This is a genomic window from Hymenobacter oligotrophus (assembly GCF_003574965.1).
GTDB classification, from domain to species: Bacteria; Bacteroidota; Bacteroidia; order Cytophagales; family Hymenobacteraceae; genus Solirubrum; species Solirubrum oligotrophum.
Genome location: NZ_CP032317.1, coordinates 411,345 through 429,685 on the forward strand (window position 1 = coordinate 411,345; position 18,341 = coordinate 429,685).

At 59.7% G+C, this 18,341-nt stretch carries 17 protein-coding genes; 9 read left to right on the forward strand and 8 right to left on the reverse strand.

What is annotated here, in order from left to right:
• Window positions 1-106: 106 nt before the first annotated feature.
• On the forward strand, window positions 107-868 hold the full coding sequence (locus D3Y59_RS01670; protein WP_119443457.1) for an acyl-CoA desaturase: 762 nt from the start codon (window positions 107-109) through the stop codon (window positions 866-868).
• A gap of 73 nt (window positions 869-941) precedes the next feature.
• Here the strand turns inward: D3Y59_RS01670 and D3Y59_RS01675 are convergent, their stop codons facing one another.
• Entirely contained in the window at window positions 942-2,066 is a 1,125-nt protein-coding gene (locus D3Y59_RS01675) for a sensor histidine kinase (RefSeq protein WP_119443458.1), read from the reverse strand.
• A gap of 345 nt (window positions 2,067-2,411) precedes the next feature.
• Between D3Y59_RS01675 and D3Y59_RS01680 the strand changes: the two genes are divergently transcribed.
• Window positions 2,412-2,693, forward strand: coding sequence for a hypothetical protein (locus D3Y59_RS01680; protein WP_162910470.1), 282 nt, complete (start codon window positions 2,412-2,414; stop codon window positions 2,691-2,693).
• A 79-nt stretch (window positions 2,694-2,772) separates the two neighbouring features.
• Here D3Y59_RS01680 and D3Y59_RS01685 read toward each other — a convergent pair whose 3' ends face one another.
• Window positions 2,773-4,314 carry a hypothetical protein gene (locus D3Y59_RS01685; RefSeq protein WP_162910471.1) on the reverse strand — a complete coding sequence of 514 codons (1,542 nt, stop codon included), beginning with the start codon at window positions 4,312-4,314 and terminating at the stop codon, window positions 2,773-2,775.
• A gap of 230 nt (window positions 4,315-4,544) precedes the next feature.
• Window positions 4,545-6,041 carry a S8 family peptidase gene (locus D3Y59_RS01690; RefSeq protein ID WP_240410472.1) on the reverse strand — a complete coding sequence of 499 codons (1,497 nt, stop codon included), beginning with the start codon at window positions 6,039-6,041 and terminating at the stop codon, window positions 4,545-4,547.
• 448 nt (window positions 6,042-6,489) lie between these two features.
• Between D3Y59_RS01690 and D3Y59_RS01695 the strand changes: the two genes are divergently transcribed.
• From D3Y59_RS01695 to D3Y59_RS01710, 4 genes are all read left to right on the forward strand, one after another.
• Complete coding sequence (locus tag D3Y59_RS01695) at window positions 6,490-6,810, forward strand: hypothetical protein (protein ID WP_119443461.1); 321 nt, start codon at window positions 6,490-6,492, stop codon at window positions 6,808-6,810.
• A gap of 202 nt (window positions 6,811-7,012) precedes the next feature.
• On the forward strand, window positions 7,013-8,950 hold the full coding sequence (locus D3Y59_RS01700; protein WP_119443462.1) for an ABC-F family ATP-binding cassette domain-containing protein: 1,938 nt from the start codon (window positions 7,013-7,015) through the stop codon (window positions 8,948-8,950).
• Window positions 8,951-9,029: 79 nt separating this feature from the next.
• Window positions 9,030-9,629, forward strand: coding sequence for an REP-associated tyrosine transposase (locus D3Y59_RS01705; protein WP_119443463.1), 600 nt, complete (start codon window positions 9,030-9,032; stop codon window positions 9,627-9,629).
• 58 nt (window positions 9,630-9,687) lie between these two features.
• Window positions 9,688-11,067 carry a type IX secretion system plug protein gene (locus D3Y59_RS01710; protein ID WP_119443464.1) on the forward strand — a complete coding sequence of 460 codons (1,380 nt, stop codon included), beginning with the start codon at window positions 9,688-9,690 and terminating at the stop codon, window positions 11,065-11,067.
• A 145-nt stretch (window positions 11,068-11,212) separates the two neighbouring features.
• Here D3Y59_RS01710 and D3Y59_RS01715 read toward each other — a convergent pair whose 3' ends face one another.
• Window positions 11,213-11,752, reverse strand: coding sequence for a hypothetical protein (locus D3Y59_RS01715; protein WP_119443465.1), 540 nt, complete (start codon window positions 11,750-11,752; stop codon window positions 11,213-11,215).
• 203 nt (window positions 11,753-11,955) lie between these two features.
• On the opposite strand from D3Y59_RS01715, the gene D3Y59_RS01720 reads away from it, so the two are divergent.
• Window positions 11,956-13,407 (forward strand): M48 family metalloprotease, encoded by a 1,452-nt coding sequence (locus D3Y59_RS01720; RefSeq protein WP_119443466.1) that lies wholly within the window; start codon window positions 11,956-11,958, stop codon window positions 13,405-13,407.
• 307 nt (window positions 13,408-13,714) lie between these two features.
• On the opposite strand, the gene ychF is transcribed toward D3Y59_RS01720, so the two are convergent.
• Both ychF and D3Y59_RS01730 read right to left on the reverse strand, forming a co-directional pair.
• Window positions 13,715-14,815 (reverse strand): redox-regulated ATPase YchF, encoded by a 1,101-nt coding sequence (ychF, locus tag D3Y59_RS01725; RefSeq protein WP_119443467.1) that lies wholly within the window; start codon window positions 14,813-14,815, stop codon window positions 13,715-13,717.
• A gap of 311 nt (window positions 14,816-15,126) precedes the next feature.
• A complete protein-coding gene (locus D3Y59_RS01730) occupies window positions 15,127-15,474 on the reverse strand; it encodes a DUF3276 family protein (protein ID WP_059069793.1) in 348 nt (115 codons plus the stop codon).
• A gap of 262 nt (window positions 15,475-15,736) precedes the next feature.
• Between D3Y59_RS01730 and D3Y59_RS01735 the strand changes: the two genes are divergently transcribed.
• Both D3Y59_RS01735 and D3Y59_RS01740 read left to right on the forward strand, forming a co-directional pair.
• Window positions 15,737-16,660, forward strand: coding sequence for a DUF58 domain-containing protein (locus tag D3Y59_RS01735; RefSeq protein WP_119443468.1), 924 nt, complete (start codon window positions 15,737-15,739; stop codon window positions 16,658-16,660).
• 18 nt (window positions 16,661-16,678) lie between these two features.
• Complete coding sequence (locus D3Y59_RS01740) at window positions 16,679-16,873, forward strand: hypothetical protein (RefSeq protein WP_119443469.1); 195 nt, start codon at window positions 16,679-16,681, stop codon at window positions 16,871-16,873.
• 135 nt (window positions 16,874-17,008) lie between these two features.
• On the opposite strand, the gene D3Y59_RS01745 is transcribed toward D3Y59_RS01740, so the two are convergent.
• On the reverse strand, window positions 17,009-17,647 hold the full coding sequence (locus D3Y59_RS01745) for a DNA-3-methyladenine glycosylase family protein (protein ID WP_119443470.1): 639 nt from the start codon (window positions 17,645-17,647) through the stop codon (window positions 17,009-17,011).
• Window positions 17,648-17,673: 26 nt separating this feature from the next.
• Window positions 17,674-18,327: a metallophosphoesterase gene (locus tag D3Y59_RS01750; RefSeq protein WP_119443471.1), complete on the reverse strand. Its 654-nt coding sequence runs from the start codon at window positions 18,325-18,327 to the stop codon at window positions 17,674-17,676.
• Between the last annotated feature and the right edge of the window lie 14 nt (window positions 18,328-18,341).

The window sequence follows — 18,341 nt, forward strand, 5'->3', positions numbered from 1 at the left end:
AGTTTCGAAAGCAGATACCGAACCGAAGCAAGCGGACCTACCCCCCTAAGGCGCCCAGGTTTCTTTTCAACGGCCTGTATTCACGCACCTTTTACCGTTTGCCGCCATGATTATCTGGGTTGCTTTTTTTGCGCATTGGTACCTGTCGCTGTTTGCGCAGTCGTTTTTTCAGCACCGCTACGCGGCGCACCGCATGTTTAGCATGCACCCGCTGTGGGAGCGGTTTTTCTTTGTGTTCACGTTCCTGACGCAGGGTTCCAGCTTTATGTCGCCGCGGGGCTACGCGGTGCTGCACCGCATGCACCACGCCTACTCCGATACCGAAAAGGACCCGCACTCGCCGCATAACTCCACCAACGCCTTCGGCATGATGTGGAAAACCCGCACCGCCTACCAGGAGGTGTTGAAGGACGAACACCCCAACGCGCACCGCTTTGCCGGCGGCGACTACCCCGTGTGGCTGGCCCTCGAGGAGTTCGGCAACAAGTGGTACACCCGCGTGGGCTGGGGCGTGGTGTACGTGCTGTTTTACGTGGCCTTTGCCACGGCCTGGTGGCAATACCTGCTGCTGCCTATCCATTTCGCCATGGGGGCCGTGCACGGCGCCATCGTGAATTGGGGCGGCCATAAGTACGGCTACCAGAACTTCGACAACCACGACAAGTCGCGCAACTCGCTGTTCTTCGATTTCCTGACCGGCGGCGAGCTGTTTCAGAACAACCACCACAAACTACCGCTGCGCGTCAACTTCGGCGTGAAGTGGTGGGAACTGGACCCTACTTACCCCGTTATCTGGACCTTGGACAAGCTCCGCATCGTGCGCATCAAGCGCAAGGAGGGGCAGGGAGCCGTGCCGCTCGCGGCCTAACCTGCTGCGCTGCCTGGCCAAAGCCGGCTGTCATCTGCTAGCAGGTGGCAGCCGGCTTTGGCGTTGTTGGGGGTTAGGCTCCGTCGGGCGTGGGCGGGGCGGCCGGCAGCTCGATGCGAAACGCAGAGCCCTTGTTTTCAGTGCTTTCGAAGGTGATGCGGCCGTGGTGCAAGTCCACGATGGTTTTGATAACGGACATGCCCAAGCCCGTGGTTTTTTCGCCGCGCAGGCCCGGCCGGCGGGCTTTGGTAAACTTATCGAACAACACGGGCTGCAGCGCGGCCGGTATGCCAATGCCGTCGTCGGTTACGCTGATGCACGCCCCGCCCGGCAACGGCTCGACGCGAACCGCAATGTTGCCGCCGTCGTGCGTGAATTTGATGGCGTTGGAAATCAGGTTGTTGAGCACCTGCTCAAACTTGTTCTTATCGCAGCTGACGTAAATGGGCTCGGGCGGGGCCTCGAAATGAAAGTGCTTGTTCAGCTTCTGGGCCGAGCGCTGGTACTCCACCACCACGGTTTGCGCCCAGGCCACCATGTCCAGCCGTTCGCGCTTCAGCACCACATTCACCGATTCCAGAAATTCCTGATCCACGAAGTCGCGGATCAGATCGACACTGTCTTTGCAGGTTTCGTGCAGCAGCCGAACGAGCTCGTTTAGGGCTTCGTCGTGGTACCCGGCCGATTGCTGGGCTATGTGCTCGGCCAACTGCTGGGCCACCACCAGCGGGCCCGACAAATCGTGCGACAGGATTTCGAGCGTGGCGTTCTTTTTGGCGTTGAACTTGTGCGCGTTGTCCATGTACTGCTTCGACTGGGTGATGTCGCGCACGGTACCGCTGATGTAAAATTGGTTGCCGGGCCCCGCCGCGCGCACCGCCGTAAAGCACACCCACTGGCGGCGGCCGTTGGGGTACTTCAGGCGTAGCTCCGCGTCTTCCATTGACTGGCCGCCGAGCACCCGCCGCAGCTGTTCGTCCAAAAACTCCAAGTCGTCGGGGTGCAGGTTGGCTTTTAGCCCCGGCAGCTCCTCGTTGATGCGTGCGGGGTTGCCGCCGAACACGGTTTCGTAGGCTTGGCTCACGTAGGCCACGCGCTGCGCATGTACATCGTAGCAGTAGTAAACCACTTGGCTGTGCTGAGCGAGGGGGCCAAAGAGCAGCGCAAAATCGACCATGGCGTTGGGGGAGAAAACCATCAGTGTACCCGCAACGCGCTCCTAGAGTTGTGGGCAGCGCCAACCACCTAAGGCCCCGGCGGGCGCAGCCGCCACCGCGGCCCTAGGTAAAAACCCAAGCCGGTGGTCCTGGCACGTGCCGGCGGCGGGTGGATTACGTAGTGCGGCCAACAAAAAATCAGCAATTGCCGAGGCGCCAAATCCGTGTAAATCAAGGATCGATGCCGCGGGCGTTGCCGTTTGAGGAAGCAGTTGGTTGGCCAAGCAGCCGTTGTTTTCGTACAGCAGCTGGCAGCCAGCACCGCTAGCCCCATCGTTTTACATTTGGCATGAACTGCCGTTATGCAACCTGCATTCGCTAACCACTTGCACCTTCATTTAGTACCGGCGGGCCGCCGCCTCGATTTCGAAATAACCCCCGGCAATTACGCCTACGTGTACCGCCGCTGCCGCAACCAGCAATGGCAGTGCGTGGCGCAAAACGCTTGCAGCCCCTACCTCGACAAAGCCCCGATTGACCCCCAGGCTGCGCCTGAGTACGTGGTGCGTTACCGCAACGCCGCCGGCACCGTTACGGCCGCTACGCCCGTGGTGCGCGCCGACCCTGCCGGCCTGCCCGGCGGCCCTAACTGGACGAACCTGGCCTAGGCGGCGCGGCCGTTGGACAGGCGCCACCGGCTTTGGCACCTAGGTCGGCGCACAGAAAAATGCACTTGCCTAGGTGGCGCTAGTGGTAAAACCGTTTCTCGACGCGGGTGATGTTCCAGTAGTGCAGCATCTTGCCTTGCTCCTCGGAAAAGCGCGGGTCGGTGATGGTGCCCCAGTTCATGATGGAGCAGTCGGCCTCGAGGTGCACCGTTGGTTCGGGCGATGCGGCAATGGTGCGCATGGCCGCTACCTCGCAGTTGTTTTCGAGCAGGTTGGAGCGGTCGTGGGCCGAGTAAAACCACGCAAGCGCCACCACCAGCGTGAGGTAGCCAAACTTAAGCTTGTTGGGCAGCCGGTACAGCAAGTAAAGGCCCGAGGTAGCGAATAGGTATACCAGGCATAGCGTAACCGGCATGATGGTGTCGCGGCGCATGATAAACGGGCGCACTTCGCGGTAACCGCCCAGGGGCAGCAGCACCAGGTACAGCACCGACAGCGCCAGCAGCCATTGCGCCGCTTTCAGAATTCGGCCGGCCCCGGCGTCGTGGCGGGTGCGGAAGCGCACTGCCACCAGCACTACATTGAGCAAAGCCGCAAGCAGCAGCAGCGGAAAAGCCCACGAGTTGCCCAGCACATTAGGAATGCCCTGCCACAGCTTCTCGTAGCGTTGGGCCAAGGTGTAAGTGGTTACGTTTTCGGCGTTGTGGGTGCCGATGTACAAGGAGTAGGCACAAAGCAAAATCAGAAACCCAAACTGCGCCACCACGCCCCACGGCATGGCTTTTACGGCCTGCCAGGCACTGGCCGCAAGGGCTTGGCCTGCGCCGCGCAGCTCCCGAAAACGGCTCAGCCACAAGTAACTAAGCAAGGCGCTGCTCAGCAGCCCCGCCACTGCCGGAATAAGGGGGCCGTGCAAAGCCAGTACCACCGCCAAAAACGGCAGCACCACTTGCCACACCGCCGATACGGGCGTGCGCCGCACGGCCAGAAACTGCCGGTAAAACGGCAGAAAGTACACCAGCAGCATGCCCAGCGGCAAGGCGTAGAAAATGGTGTAGGTGATTGACCGGTCGATGATGCCGATGTCGTCGTGGAAGCCGGCGGTCTGGAAAAAAGGCGTGCACAGCAAGGCCGCAATCAGCAGCCCGCGGGCCGTGGGCGCAAACCGCTCGCTGGCGTAGTAGGCCAGCAGGGCAATCAGCAAGGCCTGCACAAAGGTTTTGGCCATGGCGCAAGCCATGTAAGTGCTGTAAATCGGATCGACAAACGCCTGCAGCCACAAGGGCACGTTGCGCATGTAGTGATACAGCGTAGCGAAAGCGAAATACCGGTTAGGGCCGCTGTAGTACTGGTTTTCGAGCAGCACTTTCAGGGCAAAGGGGTCTTGCAGCACCCAGCGGATGTTTTCGCGCGGCAGCACGTGCGAGGCCATGTCGCCGTCGTGCGGTACGTTGAGGTGCTGCACGTACGAGTACCCTAGGTCGAGGAGCAGCGGCAGCAGCAACAGCCAGTGGGCATGGGGCAACAGCCGCCGCCACCCCGCTGCCGCTGCGGGCCGATCCGGTTGGTGGATGCTTGCACCCGATACGCCCGGGGGCAATTGGGTAGGGGAGTTGGCCATAGATCAGCGCCTTGAAAAGCGCACATTGTGCGGCAACGTGCAGCTAAGACAGAGGAAGGGTATCGGCGGCAAATATCCAACAATGCGGGGTATAGCCGCGGCGCTTGTTGCAAATTGACGGGGTTGTGGCAACAACCGGCCTCTGGCACGCGGGTGCCCCAACGCCAAAACCGCCCGGGCAGCAAAGCTGCCCGGGCGGCATAAAGCATTTCCGGCCCGATAAAAACCGCTTACTGCAGCTGCGATACGGCGCGTAGGGCGTTGAGGCGGCCGTAGCCGTAGTACGGATCGCGGCCGGGCTTGCCTAGGTCGTCGGCCGAGGCTCGCAAGGCGGCCTCTACCTGGGCGGGTGCCAGCTGGCCGTTGTGCTTCCCAATGATGAGGGCCGCCACGCCCGCCGCGTGCGGCGCCGCCATGCTCGTGCCCGCCGACCACGTGTAGCCGCCGGCGCGGTTGGTGCTCAGCACCATATCAAAAGCCCACACGTTCGAGCGGAAGCCCCGAAAGTTTACCAACTCGTTGGTGGGGTAAACAAAGTCGCCGCCGGGGGCGGCAAAGGTTACGTCGGCAGTGCCGTAGTTGGTGTAGGAAGCCATGCGGTCGAGGCTGGTGCCGGGTTTGTCGTTCGCCCAGCCCATGGGCCCGGTTGCCGAAATGGAAATGACGCCTGGCGAGGTAGCCGGCACGTTCACGAGGTTGCCGTCGTGGTTGCCGTCGTTGGCGTCGTTGCCGGCGGCGGCAATTACCGTTACGCCTTGCTGGCGGGCGTAGGTGGTAGCCTTGCCAATGGCCACCAGCAGCTCCTGAATTTCGCGGGTTTCGTTTACCAGCACGTCGTCGGCGGGGTTGTCGGGGGTGCCGTTGTCGTCGAGGTAGCGGCTGCTGCGCGGAATGGCCGCCCCCAAGCTCAGGTTGATAACGTCGGCTTCCTGCGCCACGGCGTAGTAAATGCCCTTAATCATCCACGAAAACGAGCCGGTGCCGTTGTCGTTGAGCACCTTCGCCAATATCAGCTTGGCCTCGGGCGCTACGCCCACCACGCCTAGGTTGTTGTCGAGGGCGGCAACGGTGCCGGCCGTGTGGGTGCCGTGGCTGAAACCCATGCCCATAAACTGCGCGGGCTCGGTGGGCACAAACGATTCACTGGCTATGATGTTGTTCTGCAAATCGGGGTGCTGCAGGTCGAAGCCGCCGTCGAGCACCGCCACGCGTACCTTTTGCCCACGGGCACCCGTGGCCCAGGCCTGCGGCACTTGCATGGCCTCGAAACCCCATTGCAGGGCGTAAAAGGGGTTGGCACTACCTAGGGCCGCGCCGTTGGCAGCGGTAGCATCGAGGGTGCGCGGCTGGGGGTTGTAGCCTTGGTAGCTGAAATCGTGGATAACCGAGCGCACGCCTTCGATTTTGGCGGCTTTGGCGGCAAAACCCGGGTCGGTGGAGGTAGCGGTAGCCAGCCCAATGGCCGGGAGCTGCGCCGTAAGCCGACCGTTGGCCGCAGCCGTTTTGCCTTCGAGGCCGGCGGGCAGTTTATCCGAGGCCGAGATGATGATGTATTGGTGTGCCCTCCGCACAAAGGCCGAAGCACCCGACGCCGCGGCAGCGTTGCTGGCTTGCGCGGTAGCATCGCCAGCAACTGGGGCTACCTCGTGCTTATTGCAGCTGGTAGTAAATAGCAGACCTAGGCAGGTCGAGGCAATAGCGGTTACGTTGAATAGGCTGTTTTTCATGCTCTTAGCTTGAGATTTTGATTGCCCTAAGTGAGGCATTTGTCTAATAATATCAAAACAGTACAAACAGCTAGTTGTAAAATCACAACAAAGATTAACTATATAGTAACTCATCGGTTTAGACGAATCGAAGAGCGAGCTACCCAAACCGCCAGAAATGCCCGCAGGCGTAAGGTTTATACCTGTCGGGCTTTAACTGAATTATTTCTCATAATGCAATTGCTCGGTTTACGGTATGTTGCTGATAGTTAAAAACTAAGCTCGGCAAGCACCCCCCAGCGGACTCATATTAGCGTGCGTGCTTGGCGCCTTTGGCAAGTATCGCCGCTGAGCAGGCCCGGCTGCGGTTATCGACCAGCTTGCCCAACGCACGTATAAGCAGCAGCGGCGGGCCTGTATTATTCACCGGGCCTGCTGCGCATCCCTTCAACACTTAACCTTCGGCAACATGCCCACCACGCCCAACTTTCCGCACCAACCCAACGACGAAACCCCGAAGCACGGCGCCCGACGCGCCAACGACGGCTCAAACGACAACCCCGACGAATTCAGCGAGTTTCGCAAGCCCGGCGCGTCTTCCACCGAGGACTACTCCCAGGAGAGCCGCCAAACCGACCCGGCCCAGCAGCCCGGCCACGTGGAGCAAAACCAAGACCCCGAGGGCGTAGCCGCAGCCCAAAACGCCTCGTACGACGAGCAGCGCGAGGCCTGGGCCGACGACGATCCGCGCTACGGCAGCGGCCCGCGCCCCGATACATCGAACGAGTAGCACTCTTGTGTGCTTACTGGCAAGCCGCGCCCCGTTGTCCGGGGCGCGGCTTGTTTTTTGGTCTCAACAAGCCAGCGAGGTGCCAACGTAAGCAGCCGTTGGGCACCTGCAGACCTGCATTAATCGTGCAAACCAGCAGCAACATATAAGCAAGCGGGTTTAACGCCGTACCTTTGCAGTTCCTGCGCTGCAAGGTATCTACATGATTTCCATCTCCGACCTCGACTTTCACTTCGGTGCCCGTACGCTTTACGACGGCGCCAACCTGCATATCAAGCCCAAAGACAAAATCGGCCTTATTGGGCTGAACGGCCAGGGCAAATCAACGCTGCTGCGCCTGCTGGTGGGCGAGTACAAGCCCGACGGCGGCAGCATCTCGATGAGCAAAGACGTAACGCTGGGCTTCCTGAACCAGGATTTGCTTAGCTACGACTCGCACGAGCCCATCCTGGTGGTTGCGATGCAAGCTTTCGGGGAAGCCCTAGGTCTGCAGAAGAAAATCGACGAGGTGCTGCTCGAGTTCGAGAACAACTACACCGACGACCTCGTGGACAAGCTGGCCTCTCTGCAGGAGCGCTTCGAGGCTCTGGGTGGCTACACCATGCAGGCCCGCACCGAAGAGATTTTGGAGGGTTTGGGCTTTACCACCGAGGAGCTGCAGAAGCCGCTGAAGCTGTTTTCGGGCGGTTGGCGCATGCGCGTGATGCTGGCCAAGATCTTGTTGCAAGAGCCTTCGCTGCTGCTGCTCGACGAACCCACCAACCACTTGGACTTGCCCTCCATCAAGTGGATCGAGAATTACCTAGCCGATTACGAAGGCGCCGTTATCATCGTATCGCACGACCGCGAATTCCTCGACAACACCACCAACATGACGGTGGAGGTGACGGGCGGCAAGCTGGTGCCCTATGCCGGCAACTACTCGTTTTATATGGAGGAAAAATCCCTGCGCGACGAAATTCAGCAGGGTGCCTACGACAACCAGCAGGCCGCCATTAGGCAGGCCGAGCGGTTTATTGAGCGCTTCAAGGCCAAGGCCTCGAAGGCCAAGCAGGCCCAGAGCCGCCAGAAGATGCTCGACAAAATGGACCGCATCGACTCGGTAGCGCCCGAAGCGGCCAAGGTGAACTTCTCGTTCCGCTTTTCGGTGCAGCCCGGCCGCCACATCCTGCGCATGGAGCACGTCACGAAGAAGTACGGCGACAAGCTGATCTTCCGCGACACGAACGTGCACATCGAGCGCGGCGACAAAATCGCGCTGATCGGGGCCAACGGCAAAGGTAAATCGACGCTGATGCGCATGGTGTCGGGCTCGGAAGGACCCACCTCGGGCACGCACCAACTGGGCCACAACGTGATTATGGCCTTTTACGCGCAGCACCAGCTCGAAAGCCTGAACGTGGACAACGAGGTGCTGCAGGAGATGGTGCAAGCCGGCTCGAAGCGCACCGAAATGGAGCTGCGCTCGGTGTTGGGCTCGTTCTTGTTCACCGGCGACTCGGTGTTCAAGAAAATCAAGGTGCTGAGCGGGGGCGAGAAAAGCCGCGTGGCCCTGGCCAAAACGCTGATTTCGGAAGCCAACTTCCTGTTGCTCGACGAACCCACGAACCACTTGGACATGCAGTCGGTGGGCATCCTGATTCAGGCGCTGGAGCAGTTCGAGGGCACTTTCCTGGTCATCAGCCACGACCGTTACTTCGTGGAAAACGTGGCCACCAAAATCTGGTACATCGAGGATTTCCAGCTGAAAGAATACCCCGGCACCTACCACGAGTACGAACAGTGGCAAGACGAGCGCAGCCGTGAGGCCAAAAAGCTGGGCCTAGCTGCGCCTGCGGCCCCCAAGGCCAAGCCGGTAGAGGTAAAAAAGGAACTGAGCCAATCGGAACGCGAATCAACCCAACGCGAGCTGAAACAAGCTAGCAAACAATTACAAGAGGTGGAGGCCCGCGTGAGCAAGCTGGAGCAGGAGCTGGCCGGCTATGAAAAGCAGCTCGGCGACCCGAACATCTACAACAATGCCGCTCAGCTGAAGGACGCTACGGTGAAGTTTGAGCAGGTGAAGAAGGAGTTGGGCAAGGTAAACGACCAGTGGAGCGAGCTGGCCGAAAAGGTAGAAGAGCTGGAAGGCAAGCTGTAGCGCGAACTTTCAGTTCGCGTATCGTTGAACCATGCTGGATATATTTCAACGATACGCGAACTGAAAGTTCGCGCTACTTATGGCTGAGCTGATTTACTACGAACGCAACCTGTCGCACCGCCTGCCACCAGGGGAAGCCATTTTTCTGACGTTTCGGTTGGCGGGCTCGTCGCCCAAAGTGGCGTTGGAAAAGCTGAAAGCCGAGCAGGAATTGGCGAACCGGCAGGCCGCAGAAACCGACATACACACTTACGCTTTGCAAAAGCGTTATTTCGCCCGGTTCGATGCAATACTTGACGAGGCCCGTTTTGGCCCGCAGTGGTTGCGCGAACCCACCGTGGCCGCGGTGGTGCAGGCAGCAATACACCATTACCACACGCGGGCGTACGAGCTGGTTTGCTACTGTCTGATGCCGAATCATGTGCACCTTTTGGTTGCATTACCTTCTGATGCACCGCCGCTGATCCGTACGCTGCAGCATCTGAAAGGCTACACTGCCCAGCAAGCCAATCGGATACTGCAGCGCACCGGGCAGTTTTGGCAACGCGAAACCTACGACCATGTGGTGCGCAACGCAGGCGAAATGCAGCGCATTGTTGCTTACGTGCTGCAATATCCAGTGAAGGCGGGGTTGGTTACTGAATGGCAACAATGGCCTTATTCCTACTGGGCCCCTTAGCTATGTGTAACAATTGCTGCCACGATATGCGAACTTAAAGTTCGCGCTACATTCGCTTATGCTTCGTCGCTCTGCCATTTCTCTGCTGCTACTTGCCTCGGCGGCTTGCGTGCCCCTAGGTACGCCCATCACCGACCCCAACGCCGGCCGACCCGGGCAGGGCAGCGCCGTGCAGGTACCTAGGGCCAACCAGCAATTGCGCTTCGAGGACGCCACTTACGACCCCGATGTGCAAAGCGTGCAATGCTACGCCAGCACCGGGCAGCCCACCGAAGTTTTCAACCCGCCGGTAGTGCCGCTGGCCAGCAGCGGCAGCATGGTGTTGGAGTTCGACATCCTGGGCAACCAAAGCCGCCGCCTAACGGCGCGCCTCGTGCACTGCAACGCCGACTGGTCACCTTCCGTCCTCACCGATCTGCAGTTCCTCAACGAAATCAACGAGTTTAACCTGACGCAGTACCGCACCTCGGTGGGTACGCAGGTGCCGTATTTTCACTACCGGCTGGCCATTCCGCCGGTAAAGCTGTCGGGTAATTTTTTGCTGGTGGTGCAAGACGGTACCACGCGGCAGCCGTTGTTGTCGCGGCGCTTGTTGGTGTTCGAGAACCTGGTGGAAGTGGCGGCGCAGTTGGGCCTGGCACCTGGCGGCAGTGCGCGCTACACCATGCAGCAAATTGATTTTGCCATCCGATACGGCAACTATCCGCTCGTGAACCCGGCCGTGGAAACGAAGGTGGTAATGCGGCAAAACTTCCGCTGGGACAACGCCAAGTACAACTTGCGGCCCACGTTTGTGCGCGATGCCGAGCAGCAGCTCGATTACCAATACTTCAACTTTGAGAATGCCTTTCCGGCCTTCAACGAGTTTCGGTTTGCTGATTTGCGTTCCTTGCGCACGGCGGGCGTAGGGGTGGCCCAGCTCAACACGCAATCCTCGCCGCGCGAGGTGCTGCTGTTACCCGAAGAAACCCGCACCGAACGTGCCTACACGCAATACGAAGATGCCGACGGGCAGCGCGTGTTCGAAAGCCGCGAGTACGGCAACGGAGCTACCAACGCCGACTACGTCTGGACAACCTTTCAGCTGCGCGCCCCCAGCGTGGCGCCCGGCCCCGTGTATGTGTTTGGCGCCCTCACCGACTGGAAACTAAAAGACGATTTCAAGCTGACTTACAACGCCGCCCAGCAGCTTTACACGGGTCGCGCACTGCTCAAACAAGGCTACTACAATTACTACTACGTGGTGGGTCAGCCCAACGGCGCTGCACCCGACGCCGGCCATTTCGAGGGCAGCTACCAGCTCACGCAAAATCAGTACGACATCCTGGTTTACTACCGCCCGCCCGGCACCCGCACCGATTTGCTTATCGGCTACCGACCACTCACGGTAAACGGAGCGCAGGTACGCCAAAGCCAACCCGGGCTGTTCAGGAGGTAGGGGAGGGGTGTTGAGTACTGAGTAGTGGGTACTGAGTATTTAGTACTAGGTGTCTGGCAGCAGGAAAAAAACGCAGGGACGCAACCCGCCGCCCGGCTGGCCATACACGCCTAACTCCTAACTCCTAACTCCTAACTCCTAACTCCTAACTCCCCAGCGTCCGCTGCATATCGCGTACCACCGTGGCCCAAGTTTGCTGCATCAGGTCGGCGTCGACGCCGGTGCGCTCCACGTATTGCTGCTGGTACTGCTGCAGGCGGTTGTGCAACGCCCGGGCCCGGGCCTGAAAGTCGGCAAAATCGGCCACCAGCTGGCCTTTTTGCTCGGGCTGCAGCAATCGCTGGGCGTGTACTTTAAAATAGGTGTCCGCTAGATACTCGCGCAGCATCAGCACTTGCTGCAGCTCGTCGCGGTCGGCATCGGCTAGCTGGTAGGCCATTTGGGTTTCGATGGCCAGAATGCCGGCGGGCTTAGCGGCCGCAGCGTACTCCTCGAACAGGGCACTGTACTGCTCCGGTGTTTCGGGTTTCACCTGAAACAACTTGTCGAAAATGAGCATGTTGGCCAGCTGCTGCTCCACGGCCTGGCCAAAGTACACGGCCAGCCCGAAGTGCGCGTACACTTCCTTGGTTTGCTCTTCGGGGCTGAGTTGCTGAAAATGATCGAGGATGGGCTGGATGTTCATAAAATTCTGGAGCAGCCTGCAAGTACGGCAAAAACCAATTGGCCCGGTATTGGCAAACGCCTAGGTGCCCGGGCTGTACGGTGGCGCGGGCACCTAGGCGCAGCCCGCCCGCGGCGGCGCGCGTAACCTTAGCCCGCACCTGGGCCGTTGCAGGCATAGTTGCACCGCTAACCATATTCCTCAACCCGACACTTCCCACGCATATGCATACCCCATTGCTCCGCCGACTGCGGCCCCTGGCCTTGCTTGGCTTGTTGCTTCCGCTGGCTGGCTCCACCAGCCCCACGTTTTACGCGCCGCCTGCGGCCAACCGCGCGCCTGTGCAAGGGGCGCAGCCCGACCCGCAGGTGGTGGCCATGTTCGGCCTGCTCGACAACGCCAAGCTGCAGAGCTACATCGATGAAAAAGGCCTGCAGATGGGGCGCGTGTCCGACCGCCCCGCCGACGTAAAAGGCTTTACCATTGTCGATTCGCCCGTTATCAACGCCTTTGCCACGCCCGATGGCCACGTGTACTTTACGCGCGGCATCATGGCGCACTTCAACAACGAGGCGCAGTTTGCCGGCGTGCTTGGCCACGAAATCGGCCACATCACGGCCCGCCACGGCCAAAAGCAACAAACCCGTTCTACCATTGCCAACGGTGCGCTTATTCTGGGTTCAATCCTGTCGCGGCGAGTGGCTTCGGTGGCCCAGCCGTTGTCGCAGGTAGCGGGCCTAGGGCTGCTGAAATACGGCCGCGACGACGAGAACGAATCGGATAAACTAGGGGTGAAGTACTCCAGCAAAATCGGCTACGACCCGGCCTCCATGGCCGATTTCTTCCTGACCTTGCAGCGCACCGAGCAAAGCAGCGGCGCCGCCACGGTGCCCACGTTCCTGTCGTCGCACCCGAACTCGGCCGACCGCTACCAGAACGTGAAAAAGCTAGCCGTGCAGGCCGAGCAGCAAGCCGGCCGCCAGCTGGCCGTAAACCGCGACCAGTACCTGCGCATGATCGACGGCCTGGCTTACGGCGACGACCCGCGCCAAGGCTACGTGGAAGGCGGCGCCTTTTACCACCCCGAGCTGAAGTTTCAGTTTCCAGTGCCGCAGGGCTGGAAAACCCAGAACTCGCCGCAGCAATTTCAGATGGCTGAGCCCAATGGCCAGGCCGTGCAAGTCCTGCTGCTAGCCCCTGGCAACTCGCTCGATCAAGCCGCCCAAGCCTTGGCCGAACAGCTAAAGCTGCAAAATGCCCAGGCTTCGCGCACCACCATCAACAGCTTCCCGGCCATTGCCGTGCAAGGCGACCAAATCGGGCAGAACCAGCAGGGCCAACAGGGCATAACCGCGCGTACGCTTTCCTATCTTATTCAGGATGGCCAAACCATTTATGCCCTGGTGGGCATGAGCGCACCCAGCACCTTCAGCTCCTATGGCCCCACGTTCCAGCGCGTGGCGCAAGGCTTCCGTCGCCTTACCGATGCCAACAAAATCAACCGCCAACCCGAGCGCGTGCGCGTCAGAACGGCCAAAGCCGGCCAAACCCTAGCTTCGGCGCTGGCGGCCAACGGAGTACCTAGCAGGCGCTACGAAGAAATGGCGATTCTGAATGGCATGAAAACCACCGATAAGCTGACGGCTGGGCAGTTGTTTAAGGTAGTGGCTAAATAAATTACGGATTCAGCGGTCTGTTGCATACGAAGCAGCCCGGCCAAAATGGCCGAGCTGCTTTTCTTTTCTTAACTAATGGGTATACCTGGTGCTTGTTTGTTGGTGTGAGGCGGGCTACCAAGGAGTTAAGGCTCGCGTCAGGTTTGCTAAACAGGAGCAATCAGCTTACTGATTAACTTGATGAAATTCAAAGCCAATAAAACCACCTAGCAAAAACGCCCCAGCCGAATACCGGCCGGGGCGTTGAAGTTACTACCTAGCGAGATGCCTCGACTGTGCTCGGCATGACGACCTAGGGTAAGCCTAATTACACGTTGAAGCGGAAGTGCATGATGTCGCCGTCCTGCACCACGTATTCTTTGCCTTCAACGGCCATTTTGCCGGCTTCTTTGATTTTGGCTTCCGAGCGGTACTGCACATAGTCGTCGAGCTTAATCACCTCGGCGCGGATAAAGCCTTTCTCGAAGTCGGAGTGAATTACGCCGGCGGCGGCGGGGGCTTTGTCGCCGCGGTGAATGGTCCAAGCGCGTACTTCCTTCACGCCCGCGGTGAAGTAGGTAATCAGGTTCAGAATGTCGTACGAAGCGCGGATGAGCTTATCGAGGCCCGATTCGGTGAGGCCGTACTCACCTAGGAACATGGCTTTTTCCTCGGGGTCGTCCATCTCGGCAATCTGCGATTCAATGGCGGCCGAAATCACCACTACCTGGGCGTTTTCGTTGGCAATGTGCGTGCGCAGGGCGTCTACGTACTTATTGCCGCCGGCCGGAATGCTGGCCTCGTCGACGTTGGCCGCGTAGATAACCGGCTTGATGGTAAGTAGCTGCAGGTCTTCAACGGCAGCCAACTCTTCCTCCGAGGCATCGAGCGAGCGGGCGTTGTTGCCAGCCTCTAGGTGCGCCTTGAAGCGTTGCAGGGCGGCAACCTCTTTCTTGGCAACGGCGTCGCCGCTCTTGGCCGAGCGCTCCGACTTCTGCAGCTTCTTGTCGATGCTTTCGAGGTCTTTCAGCTGCAGCTCCGTGTCGATTACGTCTTTGTCGAACACGGGGTCGACGCCGCCGGCCACGTGCACGATGTTGGGGTCATCGAAGCAGCGCACCACGTGAATGATGGCATCAACCTCGCGGATGTTGGCCAGGAACTTGTTGCCGAGGCCTTCGCCTTTGGAGGCGCCTTTTACCAGACCGGCAATGTCCACGAACTCCACGATGGTGGGTACCACACGCTCGGGGTTCACGATTTCCTCCAGCACTTGCAGGCGCGCATCGGGCACGGTTACCACGCCCACATTGGGCTCGATGGTGCAGAAGGGGTAATTGGCCGATTCGGCCTTGGCGTTCGACAACGCGTTGAACAGAGTAGACTTACCTACGTTAGGCAGCCCGACGATACCGCAGCGAAGACCCATGTCTTTCTATGATTCTGAAGTTGATTGCTAAGTGCTGGATTGGACCTAGGGCCCAATGCGGGGGCAAAGGTACGAAGGCTGGTTGGGCTTAGCACTTTTGCCCTAGGTGTAGCGCTGAGTGATACTCGGCGCGGTCGGCGAAGACGACCATCCGGAACTGCGCGGTACGAGCCACGCGGCGCGGTTCCGCCTTGGCGCGTGCCGCGCCAGCGCCGAGTACCACCCAGCGCTACTGCAAATGCAACAACGCGCCACCACCTAGGCCAGAGCCGCGGCGGAAGCGCGTTGCGTAAGAAGGGGTGCCGTAAAGCTTAGTAATTGTCGGGCGTATAGGCAGGGCCGTCGTAGCGGTTAGGGTCTTCGAAAGCAGGGCGGGGGCGGTCGAGCTCGGCTACTTCTTCAGGCGTGAGCAGCTCCTGGCGCACGTAGTCGATGGCGTCTTGCAACGCATCAGCGAATTTCAAGAAATCCTCTTTGTACAGGAAAATCTTGTGTTTCTCGTAGGAGAAAGTGTCGTCGTCGCGGAGGCGGCGCTTGCTTTCGGTAATCGTCAGGTAGTAGTCCTGACCGCGCGTTGCCTTCACGTCGAAGAAATACGTGCGCTTGCCGGCTTTAATGCGCTGGGAATAAATCTCGTCCTGTTCGTAGCGGTCTTCCACGGGGTCCAGCTAAAAGATGAAGAAATGGAAACTTGATTGGGTTATTTTGAGAAGATTGAAAAATCTCCGGCTAAAGCTACCTGTTAGGCGTTATATATGAAAATTTATTGCAAAAAACAGTGTCCAGCCAAGTTTAAGGCCAATTTATTGGCTTTGAGCATGACACATTTCCGGGGCAGCTCGGCGGTTGGCGGCACTTGCCCGGCAACTTGCGCGTTACCTTCGCAGTCTGTAGTGCATTGCACCCGTATTCCTCGTTGCTATGGCTTCTCAACCCCTCGACTTGGCCGCCGTTCGCTCGTTTGAAAACCTGGAGTTTCTGGCGCGTCAGCTGGTTGATGGGTTTATTACGGGCTTGCACCAGTCGCCGTACCACGGCTTTTCGGTGGAGTTTTCGGAGCACCGCCTTTACAACCCCGGCGAAAGCACGCGCCACCTCGACTGGAAAGTGCTGGCCCGCACCGATAAACTCTTCGTGAAGCGCTACGAGGAAGAAACCAACCTGCGCTGCCACATCTTGCTCGACGTGTCGTCGTCGATGTACTACCCGCGGCCGAGCAACGACAAGCTGCATTTTTCGGTGTTGTGCGCGGCTGCGTTGGCTACGCTTCTGCAAAAGCAGCGCGACGCGGTAGGGCTGGTTACGTTTTCTGATAAAGTGGAAATCCAAACGCCGGTGCGCTCTACCAGCACGCACCGCCACACCTTGTTGCTGCAGCTGCAACAGCTAATGGAGCGGCAGGCGCCCACCGAGCGCGGCGGCACCGAGGTGGCCAGCGTGATTCACCAGATTGCGCAGCAAATCCCCAAACGTTCGCTCGTCATCATCTTCTCGGATATGCTTGGGCGCAGCCAGCAAAACCAAGCCGACACGCTGGCCGCGCTGCAGCACCTGCGCCACCAGCACCACGAGGTGCTGCTGTTCCATGTGATGGACCGCGCCACCGAAGCCGATTTTGAGTTTGCCGAGCGCCCCTACGTGTTCGAGGACGTAGAAACCGGCGAGCGGGTAAAGCTGAGCCCGGCGCAAGTGCGCGAGCAGTACCGCGCCGCCATGCAGCGGTTTACGCAGGAACTGGCCGAGCGCTGCGGCCAATACCGCATCGATTTTGTACCCGTCGATATTCGCGAGCCTTTCGATCGGGTGCTGTACGCTTACCTGGTGAAGCGCGGCAAAGTGCGCTAGCCGGTTTCTTTTTCCGAAATGATTGACTTTCCGTTACTGATCATCTGCGTTGTTCTCACGTTTTTCAGCGCGCTCATCACCACTTACATCGCCCAGGGGCGGCCCTTTTGGCGCTGGTTTATCATTGGCATGCTGCTGCCCTACGTGAGCATTTTTATTGCCATGGTTGTGGCGTACCTCGATCAGAAGAAAGGAGAGCAGGCGCCGGAGTAACGCATTCTGTATTGTCATGCCGAACGGCAGCGAGGAATCTGGCGCAGTGCTTTGAACGACAACCCGCCGGGCAGTTCGCACCCAGATTCCTCGCTGCGTTTGGAATGACAAGTCTAGCGCACCATGCCAACCGGGCTAGTTAGCCGGCTCGTTGTCGAGCGACTGCCACAGGTACTTGCAGGCCAGCGAGCGGTAGGGGCGCCAGGGTTCGGCCAGCTCCGTCATGCGGCGCAGCAAGGCGCGGCCGGTTTGCTCGAGTTGGTAGTGGCGGCGCATGGCGTTCTGAATCCCTAGGTCGCCCTCGGCGAAAACATCGGGCTGATCGAGGGCAAACATTTGCAGCATTTGGGCCGTCCAGCGGCCCACGCCTTTTATCTGGGTGAGGTGCTGTGTGAAGGCATCCTCATCGAGCTGCGAAAGGTGGGCGTGGTCGAGCTGGCCTTGGAGGGCAAACTCGGCAATGGCCCGCAGGTAACCGGCTTTTTGCTTTGATATACCCACGGCGCGCAGTTCGTCGTCGGAGTGGTGCACCAGCACGTTGGGCTCGGGGTAGCCATCGGGCTTAAACAAGCTTTCGAGCTTGCGCCAGATGGCGGCGGCTGCCTTGGTCGAAATCTGCTGGCTTACAACGGCCTTCAACAGAGCCAAGTACAAATCTTCGTGCGCCGAGGGCTCGATGGGCCGGCCCTGGGCAATGATGGCGGCCATGATGGGGTCGGCCTGGCTGAGGTGCTGCAGGGCGGCGGCCATATCGAAGGATGAAGAGGCTGGCATGATGCTTCTAATGGGCAGAAGAGGACCTAGGCAATGTCGTGCGCAATGGTTGGCACCGAGAAATGCTCCAGAATTTCGCCGGTAGCCGCGAGGCGCACACCGGTAAGGCACGCGCCGCGGTACGCGCCGGTGTCGATGTAAAGGGCGTCGTAGCTGGTATCGAGGTAGTAGCGGCCGTTGTCGGTGGGGGTGTGGCCTACCACCTGCCGCTTGCCTAGGTGCCGCAGGGGCCCACGGCGCCACAGGAGGCCGTCGGTATTGTCGGGGTCGAAGGGGTCGGCGGTATTGGCAATGCCGGCGTGGCTCACTACTACGTGCTCGTTTTCCCAGGCCATGGGGCGCTGGGTAAGCCAGGCGAGGTGCTCGCGCAGCAGGTTCGGGCGGCCGTTGTACTGGGCCACGGTGCTTTTGCCGCCCCAGCCCAACCAGTTGCGGTTGGGCCCGTCGGGCCCGTAGTGGATGAGCATTTCGTACTCGTGGTTGCCAAGCAAAAAAGCAGTGCGGCCGGGGTGCTGCGCCTCCAGTTCGCGGGCCAGTTGCACGCACTCGGGGCTGTAGCGGCCCCTGTCCACTAAGTCGCCTACCTGAATGAGCAGCTCCTCGGCGGGTTTCCAGTGCCGCAGCAAAGCCTCGAAGGTGTGGTAGCAGCCGTGCACATCTCCAACAACAAACAAATTCATGCGGGGCGGGATAG